We start from the raw sequence: 15,049 nt of genomic DNA, 5'->3' as shown, positions 1-15,049 counted from the left end.
CGACGGCCGTGCTCCAATCGCCATTATTTATCCCGGAGCCTTACAGCGGCAGAGTCAGCTCGATTGACGCTCAGAACTCGTCGAGCCCGTCATATCGACGATGGGATGAGAATCTCAGAGAGCGTGGTTCACGACAATCGTCTGCGTCAGATCGTCTGCGTCAGATCGTCTGCGTCAGATCGTCTGCGTCAGATCGTCTGCGTCAGATCGTCTGCGTCAGATCGTCTGCGTCAGCGTCTGCGTCAGATCGTCTGTGTCTGCGTCACAGATCGTCTGCAGCAGATCGCCTGCGCCTGCGTCAGATCGTCTGCGTCAGCGTCCGATCGTCTGCGTCTGTGTAAGATCGTCAGCGTTAGCGTTGGCGTCTGAATCAGCGTTTGAATCAGAAGATCGGATCACGAGCGATAGACCGTCGGCCAGTATTAGGTCAGATAGTCAGTCACCGGCTTACTTTCGATCTCCAGCAACGGCTCGCTTACGACCCCCGACCCCCGACGCCATCCGATGAGTTCTGCGCGGTCGTGCCTCGCGCCACATCGCGAATGCTGACGCTGACGCAGACGATCTGACGCAGACGATCTGACGCAGACGATCTGACGCAGACGATCTGACGCTGACGCAGACGATCTGACGCTGACGCAGACGATCTGACGCTGACGCAGACGATCTGACCCTGACGCAGACGATCTGACGCTGACGCAGACGATCTGACGCTGACGCAGACGCTGACGCAGACGCTGACGCAGACGCTGACGCAGACGCTGACGCTGACGCTGACGCAGACGATCTGACGCTGACGCTGACGATCCGACGCTGACGCAGACGATCTGACGCTGACGCAGACGATCTGACGCTGACGCAGACGATCTGACGCTGACGATCTGACGCAGACGCAGACGCAGACGATCTGACGCAGACGCAGACGATCTGACGCAGACGCAGACGCAGACGATCTGACGCAGACGCAGACGCAGACGATCTGACGCAGACGCAGACGCAGACGATCTGACGCAGACGCAGACGATCTGACGCAGACGCAGACGATCTGACGCAGACGCAGACGATCTGACGCAGGCGCACACGATCGACGCTGACGCAGACGCCGACGATCTGACGCAATTGCGCGGATTTCCGAAGGACGCTTGGGAGCGCAATTTGGCCCTCGAGCTCTTCGCTCCGCAATGGTTGACGATCGCAATGACGGGCAGCGACTCGATTCGTCGGCGAGAGCTTGCTCGATCTTCGAAGCTCCGGTGTTGTTGTCTGAGTGAGCACCCGCGAGGCGAGCGACCATCGGGCGAACGCGCGGCAGTGTTCTGCGAGTCCGTTCTCCTACACACGGACGGTCTCCCTGTGGGCGTCCTGCCGATTCCGAAGGTCCCTGGCTCCATTGACGACGCTCGCCGTCCTAGTCGCCGCTTGCTCTGGCTCGACTTCGCCCGGGGTCGATACCGGCCCCTCGGACGCGGGGCTCGCGGACGCCGGGCCCGCCGACGCGGGACTCGGCGATCCCGGCTCGCTCGTCGGCGCCTTCAACCTCGAGCTTGTCGCACCCTCCGGAGAGATCCCCGGCTCCACCACGCTCGTCGGTCGCGTCTCTGACGGGCCTACGCCTTCTCAGATCGTCTGGGAGCCTCTGCGCTCCGAAGCTGACTGCGTGCTCGAGATTCCGAGGGTACCGTTTTGCGACCCCGGCTGCGGTGGCGGCGCCGCTTGTGTCGAGAACGACCAATGTTCGTCCTACCCAAGCGCGCGCAGCGTGGGCGCGGTGGTCGTCGACGGTCTGCTGACCGAGAGCGGGAACGGCGAAGTCGCTCTGGTGGTCGTCGCCAACAATTATCAACTCCCGGCGGCTCCAAAGCTCACCTATCCAGCGTTCGGGCAGAACGACCCCATTATTCTCAGGGCGAGCGGAGGCGTGGTGGACCCTTTCGAAATTCGGGCTACAGGAATCAGCCCGTTGACCGTCACGAGCACTTCGCTCCAGCTGGTTTCGGAAAGATCGCTCACTTTGACTTGGAATTCGTCTGGACCGAGCGCCGACGTTCGAATCCACATCAAGCTCGACATCAGCCATCACGGCGGGTCGAAGGGCAGAATCCAGTGCGAGCTCGAGGACACGGGTGCCTTCGAGCTCCCTCGGACCCTCCTGGGTGAGCTCCAGGGGTTCGGGGTCGCCGGATTTCCCACTGTCGTCCTGACTCGCCAGTCCCGCGGCGCGACGGCCATCGCGCTTGGGCGCGTCGAGCTTCGCGTACTCTCGGTCGTCGAACGGCCCGTCGAAATCCCTGGGTTGACCTCCTGCACGACCAACGAAGAGTGCCCGAACGGGCAAAGCTGCCAAACCAACCTGGCCTGTGGTTGAGCAAGAAGTATGAAACCATCGATGAAACGGCACACGATCTCCACCTTGGTCCCTACTCTCCGCCTCCGCGGACTCTCTCTCGCCGCGACGACGCTGGCCGTCGCGTGTGCCGAGCCCCCTACGACAGAGCTCGATCCGAGGTCGCAGGACGCGCGCCCGTGGACCGACGGACCGTCACTCCACGAAGATGGGGGCAGAGATCCCGATGACTCGGGGCAGGTGGGTCCGACCGACGCGGGATTCGTCGACGCCGGCGCTCCGCCCGCGCTCTTCAGCTTCTTCGCTACGAGTCTCCGCGCGATGCAGGAGGTCTCTGGGACCTCCGAGGGCTTCGGCGGTGACTTGCGCTTCGGAGAGTCCGGACCCGGTGCAGGGCTCCGCGGCGCGGACAGCATTTGCACCGCGATCGCTGAACGAAGTATGGCGGGCGCCGGCGCCAAGGGTTGGCGAGCCTTTCTCTCCGCCACCGCCGACGAAGACGGCCATCAGGTCGACGCCATCGATCGCATCGGGGAGGGGCCTTGGTATGATCGCCTGGGTAGGCTCCTCGCCGCGAACAAAACGGACCTCCTCCACGATCGCCCGCAGGGCGGCGACACCGCCATCGTCAACGACCTCCCGAACGAAGACGGAGTCCCAAATCATCGGCCGGATCCGACCGAAGGGCAGGTCGACAATCATGACTTTCTCACCGGGACGAATGAACGAGGTCGACTCTACTCATCGACCGCGACATGCAAAGACTGGACGAGCGCGGAGGGTGACCGCGCCACCGAAGGCAAGCCTCGCGTGGGTCACTCGTGGCCTCGCAGCGGTCCAGGTGGCCCAGGTGGACCCGGCGGACCCGGCGGCAACGTGAACCCGGCCAACTGGATGTCCGCCCTCGACGAGTCCGGCTGCGCGGCGGGCGTGGCCATCGTCGAACGCGGTCCGCCCCAACCCACCGAAGTCACCGTCGGCTCCGGCGGTGGGTATGGCGGAATTTATTGCTTCGCACTCACACCGTAGGCACCAACATGAGTCATTCGCAGCGCGCAACTCGATGCGCAGGGCACACGACCGGTCCGACCTCTCCACCGCTCGCATGCACGATCGCTGCAGTCGCGAGCCTCCTCGGAGTCGCTGCGTGCGCGACTGAAGCTGAGCCTTCTGGCGTCGTCGAACAGGTCTGCCAGATCGCGACGACTGCGACGGCCCCGGAGTCGCTCGAGATCGTGGGCTGCTACTCGGACTTTCAGGCGCTGGCCTCCGCGAAGCTCGACACGAGTATCCCAGGAGCGCGGTCGGTCAAAGTCGTCTACGACCGCACCGACGGCCAGCTCTACTTCCAAAACAGCCTGAAGTACCAAATTCACTACGACTTCGCCAAAGCGCACCTCTCCGGCAGAGATTTGCCGCTCGTCTCGGCGTTGAGCGAGTTCAATCAGTCCGAGTATTTCAGTCCTGAGCGGCGATTCATCCTCGGTGCGGTCACCCACTACGAAGGACCTCACATCTGGGCGGTCGAGCTCGCGCCCTACGACACGGCTTCGAGCGAAATGATTCTCACGTTGTTCCGCGAGGTCAAGGCGAGCGTCTACTTCGGCCCCGAGCTCTCCTTCCACCCGACCTCCGTGGCCGTCGCCTCGGAGGCCCGATCGCTGCCAGACGAAGTCCCAATTCGGACGACCGACGACATCTATCTGGGTATCGACTACCAACCCCTCAATCTCGCGACCGCCACGGGAAGGCTGCGAATCATGACCGCGGCGGAGCTGGAGACGACGTACGTCGGTTACCGCGACATCGTGGTCCTCGACGTGGTCCCGAACGACATATCGGTCGTGAGTGGAATCGTCACCGAAGAATTTCAGACGCCGCTCTCGCACATCAACGTGCTGTCGAGAAATCGACGAACGCCCAACATGGGGTTGAAGGGCGCCACCCACAATCCCACGATCCGAGCCCTCGAGGGAGCATGGGTCGAGCTGAACGTGGGATCTTTCGAATGGACCCTTCGCGAAGTGACCACGGCCGAAGCCGAAGCCGAGTGGGCGATCCGGCGCCCTTCGCCCGTCGTGCTCCCCGCGGTCGATACTCACGTAACCGAGCTCCGCAACATCGAAGACGTCGTCGTCGAGACGGCCACCGTCCCTCTGCGAGACGCCATCAAGAGTGCGACCCTAGCCTTCGGGGGCAAAGCCGCTCACTACTCGGTTCTGGCCAAAACGGAGGGCGTACCCACTCCAAAGGCCTTCGCCGTGCCGGCCTTCCATTACCTCCAATTCATGAATGGGAACGGGTTCTTTTCCAGAGTCGACGAGCTCCTGTCGAACGACCAGTTCGTCTCAAGGGCGGAGGTCCGTGATGCCGAGCTCGCGAAGCTGCGGGCCGCCATTCACGACGCGCCCGTCGACGAGGCCTTCCAGGCCGCTCTCCGGTCCAAGCTGAGCTCCGACTACTCGGGCGCTCGCATGCGATTCAGGAGCAGCACGAACAGCGAGGACCTCGAAGGCTTCCCTTGCGCAGGCTGCTATGAGTCGCATACTGGCGACCCTCTGGACTGGGACGACGTCCTATACGCCATCAAGGACACCTGGGCCTCCATCTGGCTCTTTCGCACGTTCGAGGAGCGCGCTTACAACGGTATCGATCACAAGTCGGTGGCGATGGCTCTCCTCGTTCACCACAGCTTTCCGGACGAGGAAGCCAACGGCGTGGCGGTGACGAGCAACCCGTTCGACCCCTCCGGCCTTCAGCCCGCGTTCTTCGTGAACGTGCAATTCGGCGGAGACGTCGAGGTCGTACATCCGCCGCCGGGCACCACGAGCGATCAAATCTTGTATTTCCACTCGGAACCCAACCAACCGGTGAGTTACCTCTCGCACAGCAACCTGATCCCAGAAGGCCAGGCCGTCTTGACTCGCAGCCAGATTCACGAGCTCGGCGAGGCGCTGAGCGCCATTCACGAACGTTTCTCCTCGGCCTACGGTCCCAAGGCTGGAAATGAGGGATGGTACGCAATGGACGTGGAGTTCAAATTCGATGGCGAGGCAGGGCAGACCGCAAGGTTGGCGATCAAACAGGCTCGCCCGTACCCTCCGCCGAGCTGACCTGTTTCGCAGAATCAGGAAAATCCGCGGAGTTTTCTCCAGAGTGTGTTCCGAGCGATTCCGAGCACCCGCGCGGCGTCGGACTGAGACCCGTGACACGCCTCGAGCACGCGCAAGATGTGCTCCTGCTCGACTTCAGCCAAGGTCCGGAGGTCCTTCTCGAGTTTGGCTTCGCTCCTTGCCTCGACGGGCCTGCGTCGAATTCCGGACGACACTGGTCTCATGACCTCGTCGGGCAGATCGGAGTCCTGGACTTCGGGTCCTCGCGCCAAGGCCGCGCCGTGCTTCACCGCGTTCTGAAGCTCCCGGACGTTGCCTGGCCAGGGGTGAATCAAGAGCCTCCGCTGGGCCTGTTCGGAAAATCGCTTGGCCAGCGTCCGCTCTTCCGCGAGAAACTCGCTCGCGAGCGGAAGAATATCGTCGGCGCGCTCACGCAAGGGCGGGACGCTCAGCGTGAGCACTTTCAGGCGAAAATAGAGATCTTCGCGAAACAGACCGGCCTCGACTCGAACCTCCAGTGGGCAGTGGGTAGCGCAGATGATTCGAAGATCGACCGCGAATGGTTGACTTTCACCGACTCTCCGCACCTCACCGTCCTGGAGGGCACGAAGGAGCTTGGCCTGCAGTGGGAGCGGCATCTCACCAATTTCGTCGAGGAAAAGAGTACCCCCGTCGGCCTCCTCGAACAGACCACGGCGCGCGTTACCGGCGCCGGTGAATGCACCCTTCGAATGACCAAATAGCTCGCTCTCGAGTAAGTCGGCCGGGAGCGCGGCCACGTTGACCGCGACGAAGGGCTTGGTCGAGCGCGTGCTGTTGCCGTGAAGGACGCGCGCCACCACCTCCTTGCCCGTTCCCGTCTCTCCGAAGACCGCGACGGGCGCGTCGCTGTGCGCGAACTGGGCAGCCCGCTTCAGCAGGTCCTGCATCGCGAGACTCTCGGCGATCACTCGATGTGAACGCCGGAACTTTGGCGCAAGGGGGACGAGGCCGCAGACGCCGCACGCACAGTCTTCCTTCGAGCGAGAGTCCTCCGTACGTTGTTGTTCCATGCGCTCCAAACTGGAACATGGCTCTGCGCAAAACTCAACTCGATGAGACAATTCGCCGCGCCCTGGCGGAGAGTCATTCTCCCGCTCTGTCGGGACCGCGCTCGACCTGGCGCTCGTCGCCGCCGAGCGACGTTTTCCCGGGTGCGCTCGGCGCTCCCGATCGATTCTGGTCCTTCGTTTCACGTGCGGCGCGTTCCATCGCGAAGGTTTTGCGAATCGGGCCGAGCGAGTACGGAGACGACGCGATTCATGCGTTCCAGTCGTTCCGTTCTGTAACTCTGTTTTGTAAGTTCGGAGGGCGCTCAGAAGACGAAGGGAAGGTCGACCTGCAACAGCTTGTACTCCGCCCCGGTGTCGCCAAGGCCCATCGGGTCGTCGAGGCCCACAGCGAACGATAGGCCCGGGCGCAGCCACATCCCGTCCCCCAAATCGACGTGGACTCTGGGCCCAAAAGCAACTGTGAGGTTGTCCACCGCGGGGTTGTCGTCGACCTTGGTCACCGTGTCGTTGACGAGCCACCGTTGATATCGGAGCTCCGCGCCGACCGATAGCGCCGACGCCACGAAATAGCCCACGTGAAGGCCGGACGTGAGGTTGAACCGAAACGAGTCTTTGTCGACGGCATCTCCCCGCGCGCGAATGAGGAACAGCGTCGTCAGCTCGGCTTGAACGGTGAGACCCGAGCTCACCCACGCCAAGCCCACGCCGGGGAAGATCGTCAAGTAGTTCATCCCGAACATGGCGTTATCCATCGCCGACCGAGCCGGGATCCCTGCGAGCACCGCAGCTCGGGTCGCAGCCGTGGGTGAGTCTCCGCCGCCCGACCCCACCGGGATCGTAACGCCGGTGAACAAGTTGAGACGGTAGTCCCCGAGCTTGAGCGAGTAAGATCCGGCGACCGCCGCGTTGGTCAATCCCATGGCGCCGTCGGCACCCTCTGGGGAGTTCTGCACGACGCCCAAGCGGATCAAGGCCGCGAGTTGATCGCTGAGCTTGTAGCTGAAGAGCGCGAGCACGGGGATCGTAGTGGTGGGCTTGGCGATCGCGACCACCGTGTCCAGTCGAACCACGTTGACCGCGACAACCGGCCGCAGGCCGAACGGGAGCGAGTATGGCGGGGGCTTCGGCGGCGCAGAGTTTGCGATTGGCGGCGCAGAGTTATCAGTTTGGGTAAGGACTGTCAGTGCGAGAACGATGTTCGTAAGCATGGGGTGTTTGCTTTCAGATGTCGTGCCGAAGCGGGGGCGTCCAATTCCGCGCAGTCGCAGGTAGCGATCAGCCGTTGGCCGGGCGCTTGCTAGGCAAGCCGGCGTGGAACCGGACGCGGTCGCTGACTTGGCTCGTCGCTGGCTCAGAGCAAGGTGCAGAGCCGTAGAGATCGAGCTCGGCGCGCCGGTCCCAGTGACTGAGGACGAAGAAATCACTCGCGTGCGTGCTGCGACCGAGGTGAGTTTGCCCGCTCTCTTCCGACGTGTATTCGACCACGGCGTTCTGCTCGGCCGCGGGTTTCGGCAGACGCACGACCGTCCAAAAACTCATTCCGGGTCCGGGACACAGGAGCTGCTCGGCGTCCACGAGCTCCTTCCTCGCCTTCGGGTCGAGTGCCTCGCGAATGAGTTCAGGCCGACCGAGTCAGACTGGGTGCTGGAGCGACGCCCCTGTCAGAACCGAGACTCCGCGGTCTGCTCGTACTTTCGCGAGGCCAGCATGGGGCTCGTTTCCGGGCTGTCGGCCACTCAGGCTCTCTCGCGCGTCTCCAGCGCAGGGATCGGAGGCTCCGCGTGCATCGACGTTCTCCACGACGCCGCCGATCTGAAGGCGCGATATCTGCCGATCCCTCGCGAAATGAACGACGGACTCACCGCGGTCGCGACGCTCGTGGGGAAGGCTGGAGGCCGGTCGCCCGAGTACCTCGGCGTCGCCGAGGGCAAGCTTCATTACACACTCCCTGAAAATCCAGGCGGCCCGAGCGTGCGCTCCATGTTCGAGCGCGCCGTGGGCCGACGATTTCCAGGACTCCCTCTCGTGGAAGTCGTGCCCCGCGCGGTGCTCGACGCATGAATTCAGTGAATCGACTCGAAAAAAGGAGCTCCACATGAACGATGACGGTAACTCGAAAAAGCAACCCCCACCCCAACTCTCCCGGCGCGGGCTGCTCAAGGGACTCATCGGCGGAGGTGTCCTCGTGTCCGCGCAGGCGGCGTCGGCTGCGCCGCTCCGGTTCCTGAAACCGCTACACGTCGACAACCCGCTCGCGAGCTACCCGAGCCGGGACTGGGAGAAGGCGTACCGCGACATCTTCCGGGCGGACTCCTCCTTCGTGTTTCTGTGCGCGCCCAACGACACTCACAACTGCCTGCTCCGAGCTCACGTGAAGAACGGAGTCGTGGCTCGCATCGGACCGACTTACGGATACGGTCAAGCCGAAGACCTGTACGGAAATCGAGCCTCCCACCGCTGGGACCCGCGCCTGTGTCAGAAGGGTCTGGCGCTCGTCCGCCGCATCTACGGAGACCGGCGAGTCAAGTCTCCGATGGTCCGCAGGGGTTGGAAGGAGTGGGTCGATGCCGGCTTCCCGCGGGGCGCCGACGGACGCCCCGATCCGAAGTACTTCCAGCGCGGCAAGGACAAGTGGCTCCGTGCGTCCTGGCCCGAGGCCTACGACATGGCGGCCAAGGCGCTCGAAAACATCGCCAGGACGTACTCGGGCCCGAAGGGCACCGAGATGCTCCGCGCCCAAGGATACGACCCGGCGATGGTGGAAGCCATCGAAGAGTCGGGAGCGCAGACCATCAAGTGCCGCGGCGGCATGGCGTTCCTCGGCGCCACACGCATCTTCGGCCTCTACCGCTTCGCCAACTCCCTCGCCCTCATGGACGCCAAGGTCCGAAACGTCCCGCCGGAGAAGGCGCACTCGGCTCGCGGCTGGGACAGCTACTCATGGCACACCGACCTGCCGCCCGGACACCCCATGGTCACCGGCGCTCAGACCAACGACTTCGATCTGTTCGCGGTCGAGCAGTCCAAGCTCTGCCTCGCCTGGGGCATGAATTGGATCACCACCAAAATGCCCGACTCCCACTGGCTCACCGAAGCCCGGCTCAAGGGCACCAAGGTCGTGTCCATCACGGTCGAATACAGCGCGACCGCCTCCAAGTCGGACGACGTCATCGTCATTCGACCGGGGACCGACCCTGCGTTCGCCCTCGGCCTCGCGCAGGTCATTCTCTCGAAGAAGCTCTACGATGAGTCGTGGGTCGCTCGAAACACGGACCTGCCGTTCCTGATCCGGCTCGACACGCTGCAGCCGCTCCGGCCCGAGGAAGTCATTCCGGGCTACAAGACCCAACCACCCGCCAATTTGGCTCAGGTCAAAAAGGGCGAGAAGCCGACGCCCGCAAACGCTCAGCGAGGCCAGCTCGTCAACGAGGCGATGGCGGGTGAGTTCCTCCCGTTCGTCGTCTTCGACAAGGCCAAAAAGCCGGTGGCGGTCACCCGCGACGAGTGGGGCGAGAAGGCCAAGAGCATCTCCCCGCAGCTCTTCGCCAAGGCGAAGCTCAAAACGATCGATGGCAAGGAGGTCGAGGTTCGCACGGTCGCCGATCTCATGAAGGAGTACCTAGACGCCAACCTCCAGCCGGAGCAGGTCGAGGCACTCACCGGAGCGCCGAAGAAGGCGGTGGTCGGTCTCGCCACGGAGATCGCCAAGAACCCCGAGAAGACTCTGTTTGCCAACGGCATGGGGCCGAATCAATTCTACAACGCGGACCTCAAGGATAGAGCGATCTTCCTCGTCGCCGCGCTGACGCGAAACGTCGGCTTCCTGGGAGGCAACGTCGGGAGCTACGCCGGCAACTACCGCGGGGCGCTCTTCGCGGGTCTGCCGACCTTCGTGCTCGAGGACCCCTTCAACGTTCAGCTCGACCCCACCGCCAAAGTGCAGATCAAGAAGATCCTGCACTACGACTCCCTGCACTACTACAACTATGGTGACCGCCCGCTCCGGGTCGGCAACAAGTTGTTCACCGGCAAAAGTCACATCCCGTCGCCGACCAAGGCGATGTGGAGCAACAACTCGAACTCGGTGATCGGAAACGTCAAGTGGCACTTCGACGTCGTCCACAACACCCTTCCAAAGATCGAATTCATCTCCTACGCGGATTGGTGGTGGACCGGCTCCTGCGAATATTCCGATCTGATCTTCGGCTGCGACTCGTGGGCCGAGTTCAAGCACACGGACATGACCGGGTCGCCGACGAACCCGTTCCTGCAGCTGTATCCGAAGACGCCGCTGCCGCGGATCTTCGACACGAAGTCCGACATCGAAATCATCGCCGGCGTGGCGAAGTCGCTGGCGAAGCTGGTCAAGGAGCCGCGGCTCGCGGACATGTGGAAGTTCGTCGATGAGGACAAGGTCGAAGCGTACCTCCAGCGGATCGCCGACGCCTCCCCCACGCTGGTCGGATACAAAATCGAGGAGCTCCACAAGAAGGCCGCGAACGGCGTCCCTGCGCTCCTGAACACGAGAACCTACCCCCGAGCATCCTCCTTCGAGCAGGCCAAGGGAGAGATCCCTTGGTACACGAAGTCAGGTCGGCTCGAATTTTACCGACCGGAGCCCGAGTTCATCGAGAACGGCGAGAACCTCGTCGTCCACCGGGAACCCATCGACTCGACGCACTACGAGCCCAATGTGATCCTCGCGAAGCCTCACGTCGCGATTCGCCCTGCCGGGCCGGAGACTTATGGGTTGGCCCGCGACAATCTCTCCACCGAGGTTCGGCAGGTTCGTCACGTCCTCATGACTCCGGCCGAATTGCTGGCGTCGGTGCACCCGCTCAAGGCGAAGGGCTTCGGAACCCACGTCTACCACACCCCCAAATACCGCCACGGCGCCCACACGACGCCGGTGGACACCGACTTCACCGGTGTGTTGTTCGGCCCCTTCGGTGACGTGTACCGGCACGACCGACGGCTCCCGAGCGTCACCGAAGGCTACGTCGACATCAACCCCGACGACGCCCAAGCGATGGGGATCGACGACGGTGAGTACGTCTGGATCGACGCGGACCCCGAAGATCGCCCGTATCGCGGGTGGAAGGAGGGCAGCCCGGAAATGAAGGTGTCCCGCCTCCTGCTCCGGGCCCGATACTACCCGGGCACGCCGAAGGGGATCGCGCGGACTTGGCACAACATGTATGGCGCCACGTTCGGCAGCGTCCTCGGACACGAGACCCGCACCGACGGGCTCGCCAAGAATCCGGAGACCAACTACCAAGCCATGTACCGCTACGGCAGTCACCAAAGCGCCACCCGCGCCTGGCTGAAACCCACACTCATGACGGACTCGCTCGTTCACAAAGGCATGTTCGGTCAGCTCGTCTCGAAAGGCTTCGAGCCCGACATTCACTGCCCGGTGGGCGCTCCCCGCGAGAGCTTCGTCAAAATCTCCAAGGCCGAGCCCGCCTCGATGAAGGGTACGGGCCGGTGGAGGCCGGTCGCCCTGGGCCTGAGACCCAAGAACGAGCGCGAGACGATGAAGATCTACCTCGCTGGCGGCTTCGTGAAGACCTGAGGTGACTCATGAGTGTCAAAAATTGGCAAATCAAGCGCGACATGGCCTATCCCTACGAGGAACATCGACCGAAACGGCAGTGGGCGATCGTCTTCGACCTCAATAAATGCATCGCGTGCCAGACCTGTACGCTCGCGTGCAAGACGACCTGGACCTCGGGCAAGGGTCAGGAGTACATGTTCTGGAACAACGTCGAGACCAAGCCCTACGGCGCCTACCCGATGGCGTGGGATCTCAACGTACTCGAAAAACTGGGTCGACAAGACTGGGCCAAGAACGGAACTTACTCCGGAAAGACCATCTTCGAAGCGGCTCCGGCTTCGGAGCGTGTGGTTCACTTCGCGCCTACCGACGAAGACTGGATGTATCCGAACGTCGGCGAGGACGACTGCGCGGGTCAACTCAACGCCCAGGGTGAGTACATCGACCAGCTCCCGCACGACCAGTGGTTCTTCTATCTCCCCCGAACGTGCGCGCATTGCACGTATCCGGCCTGTCTCGCGGCCTGCCCCCGCAAGGCGATCTACAAGCGGGAAGAGGACGGCATCGTGCTCATCGATCAGTCCCGCTGCAAGGGATACGGAGAGTGCGTCCGCGCGTGCCCGTACAAGAAGTCGATGTACAACCCGATCACACGCACCAGCGAGAAGTGCGTGGGTTGTTATCCGGCCGTCGAGCAAAGCATCCAGCCCCAGTGTGTCGTGAATTGCATCGGCAAGATCCGCGTGATGGGATTCATCAACCCTCCGTGGAAAGCGAGAAAGGACAACCCGATCGACTATCTCGTCCACGAGAAGCAGATCGCGCTCCCGTACTATCCACAGCTCGGCCTCGAGCCGAACATCTACTACATCCCGCCGATCCACGCCGATCGCGCCTACTTGCGACAAATGTTCGGTCCGCAGGTCGACGGAGCGATGGATCGCTATCGGAAGCTGACGAGCGACCCGGTGGCTCAGGGACTGCTCGTACTCATGGGCAGCACCGATCGAATCATGCACGGCTTCAAGGTGGACGGCGGCAAGGCCCAAGGATTCGACGAGTTCGGCAAGGAGCTCGTGAGTGTCCCGGTGACCGAGAATGTCATCGTACGAGACGCCTTCGACGAGACGCGAAAAGTCGCGCGGAACAACACGCCATGAGGAGCCGAGTCGTGAAGAAGCTGCTGATCATCCCCGCAATCCTCGTCGGAACGGTCCTCGTCGGAACGGTCCTCGTTGGAACGGTGACCTCCGCGTCAGCGGGGGAGATTCTCGTCAAGGCGACGAAGGACAAGCTCGGCGAGCCCGACCCCAACGCCAAGTACTGGGAGGGTGTGCCGATCGAACCAGTGACGTTGATGGCGCAACCCATGGCCATACCTCGGCCCGCGTCGACGACGACGCCAATGGTCCAGGTACAAGCGGTGCACGACGGGCGTGTCATGGCCGTGCGACTCCGGTGGGCGGACGCGGACGTAAACGAGGCTGGGCGCCTCGGTGAATATTCGGACGCAGCGGCGATGCAGTTCCCCGTCAAAGCGGGGCCTCCGCCGCCCGTCTTCATGGGAGCCAAGGACCTGCCGGTTCACATCTTCCACTGGCGCGCCCAGTACCAGCGCGACAAGGAGCGCGGCAAACCTACGATGCGCGATCTGTACCCCAACATGTCGATCGACATCTATCCGATGGAGTTTCGAGATCCGGGGTCAGTGGGTCAGAAATCGGACGCCGAACGCGAGAAGTTCTCGCCTGGGCGCGCCGAGGGCAACCCACAGGCCTACGAAAAAACCGGAGTGGACGAGATCCTGGCCGAAGGGTTCAGCACGAGCTCGGTCCAGGAGGGTCACGGAAGTCTAGGACGGGCGGTGTGGGTCAACGGTGAGTGGCTGCTCGTCATTACGCGACAGTTGATGGTCGAGGGTGGATCGACCCTGACGCCCGGTGGCCGGAGCTTTGCCGGCTTCGCGGTATGGCAGGGCGGGAACGCAGAGGTGGGCTCCCGAAAGTGCGTGACGATGAGTTGGACACCGGTGCTGGTCGAAGGAGGGGTGAAATGAACGAGCTTGCCGCGAGCACGAACCCCTCTGCGGATCCGAAGAGCTCCGGCCTTGCGGAGGCCTCGAAGCCGCTTTTGGAGCCGAGTCCGAACGCTCTAGACTTGGATAGCGCTCCGCGTCTTTGGGCGCTCGGTCGACGGTTCTCACTGGGTTCTCTGTTGCTGGGCTATCCGACGGAGTCTTTTGGCCAGGAGCTCGTTGGCATGAGAGACGTCGTGAACGAGCTCCTCGAAGGTGTGCCGGCCCTCGATATCGAGCTCGACCTCGATGATTTGAGGTCCGAGTATGTTGCGCTGTTCGATCGGGGCGCGGCCTCCGTGTACGAGTCTGAGTATGGCTCCCACAAGGGGCTCTCGAAGGGTAACGATCTCGCCGACGTCATGGGCTTCTATCAAGCCTTCGGGTTCGCGCTGGCGGAGTGTCACGAGATGCCCGACCACATCGCCGTGGAGCTCGAGTTCTATGCTGCGCTGCTCATGAAGGAGTCCTTCCTCACTCAGGCCGGGGACGCTGAGGGTGTCGAGATCGTGCGGGACGCGGAGGCGAAGTTCCTCACGCGCCACCTCGGCGGCTTCGTCACCGCGCTGGCGAGCTCACCTGCGGTCACTCAGAGCGCTTGGTTCGGCCCGCTCTTGCTCGAGGTCGCCCGTTGGGTCGACGGAGAGACGCGACGACTGGGTGTTAGCGCGCAAGAACGGACACGTAGCGAGCCGGAGGGCGAGAGCATGGAGTGCGCGACGCCCGGGCTGCGCGTGCTCGAGTCGTAGGCTAGATCGCCAAGCAGTCCAGACTCTCAGCGGGCCCTGCGTTTCGATCGTAGCCGCGTCGCGTGCTCTCCGATCTCGAGGGAGATACCACGACGGCCCACTTCCCTAGCGCGGCGGGATTGCGTTTCGGCGTGGCTAGACCTAGCCCGCTTCGATGGCT

11 protein-coding genes are annotated in these 15,049 nt (G+C 63.1%); 8 read left to right on the top strand and 3 right to left on the bottom strand.

The genetic code is table 11. From position 1 onward, the window contains the following. The first annotated feature begins 1,390 nt into the window (after positions 1-1,390). The 3 genes from HY795_18560 to HY795_18550 are packed head-to-tail and all read left to right on the top strand — an operon-like array spanning position 1,391 to position 5,457. Entirely contained in the window at positions 1,391-2,365 is a 975-nt protein-coding gene (locus HY795_18560) for a hypothetical protein (protein ID MBI4807221.1), read from the top strand. 9 nt (positions 2,366-2,374) lie between these two features. After that, entirely contained in the window at positions 2,375-3,373 is a 999-nt protein-coding gene (locus tag HY795_18555; GenBank protein MBI4807220.1) for a hypothetical protein, read from the top strand. An 8-nt stretch (positions 3,374-3,381) separates the two neighbouring features. Next, on the top strand, positions 3,382-5,457 hold the full coding sequence (locus tag HY795_18550) for a hypothetical protein (protein MBI4807219.1): 2,076 nt from the start codon (positions 3,382-3,384) through the stop codon (positions 5,455-5,457). 14 nt (positions 5,458-5,471) lie between these two features. Here the strand turns inward: HY795_18550 and HY795_18545 are convergent, their stop codons facing one another. The 3 genes from HY795_18545 to HY795_18535 form a co-directional block, all read right to left on the bottom strand. Continuing rightward, positions 5,472-6,509, bottom strand: a complete 1,038-nt coding sequence (locus HY795_18545) for a sigma-54-dependent Fis family transcriptional regulator (protein ID MBI4807218.1) — start codon at positions 6,507-6,509, stop codon at positions 5,472-5,474. A gap of 302 nt (positions 6,510-6,811) precedes the next feature. Continuing rightward, positions 6,812-7,717: a hypothetical protein gene (locus HY795_18540; GenBank protein ID MBI4807217.1), complete on the bottom strand. Its 906-nt coding sequence runs from the start codon at positions 7,715-7,717 to the stop codon at positions 6,812-6,814. A 67-nt stretch (positions 7,718-7,784) separates the two neighbouring features. Next, positions 7,785-8,084, bottom strand: a complete 300-nt coding sequence (locus HY795_18535; protein MBI4807216.1) for a hypothetical protein — start codon at positions 8,082-8,084, stop codon at positions 7,785-7,787. A gap of 132 nt (positions 8,085-8,216) precedes the next feature. Between HY795_18535 and HY795_18530 the strand changes: the two genes are divergently transcribed. The 5 genes from HY795_18530 to HY795_18510 are packed head-to-tail and all read left to right on the top strand — an operon-like array spanning position 8,217 to position 14,889. Then, positions 8,217-8,570 (top strand): hypothetical protein, encoded by a 354-nt coding sequence (locus tag HY795_18530; GenBank protein ID MBI4807215.1) that lies wholly within the window; start codon positions 8,217-8,219, stop codon positions 8,568-8,570. A 34-nt stretch (positions 8,571-8,604) separates the two neighbouring features. Then, complete coding sequence (locus HY795_18525) at positions 8,605-12,084, top strand: molybdopterin-dependent oxidoreductase (protein ID MBI4807214.1); 3,480 nt, start codon at positions 8,605-8,607, stop codon at positions 12,082-12,084. Between the two features lie 8 nt (positions 12,085-12,092). After that, positions 12,093-13,226, top strand: a complete 1,134-nt coding sequence (locus tag HY795_18520) for a 4Fe-4S dicluster domain-containing protein (GenBank protein ID MBI4807213.1) — start codon at positions 12,093-12,095, stop codon at positions 13,224-13,226. An 11-nt stretch (positions 13,227-13,237) separates the two neighbouring features. After that, positions 13,238-14,122 carry a hypothetical protein gene (locus tag HY795_18515; protein ID MBI4807212.1) on the top strand — a complete coding sequence of 295 codons (885 nt, stop codon included), beginning with the start codon at positions 13,238-13,240 and terminating at the stop codon, positions 14,120-14,122. After that, positions 14,119-14,889, top strand: coding sequence for a molecular chaperone TorD family protein (locus HY795_18510; GenBank protein ID MBI4807211.1), 771 nt, complete (start codon positions 14,119-14,121; stop codon positions 14,887-14,889). Before HY795_18515 ends, HY795_18510 begins: the two co-directional genes overlap by 4 nt. The last annotated feature ends 160 nt before the right edge of the window (positions 14,890-15,049 follow it).

Source organism: Desulfovibrio sp. (assembly GCA_016208105.1).
GTDB lineage: Bacteria > Desulfobacterota > Desulfovibrionia > Desulfovibrionales > Desulfovibrionaceae > Fundidesulfovibrio.
This window is presented reverse-complemented; position numbering and strand designations above follow the sequence as displayed.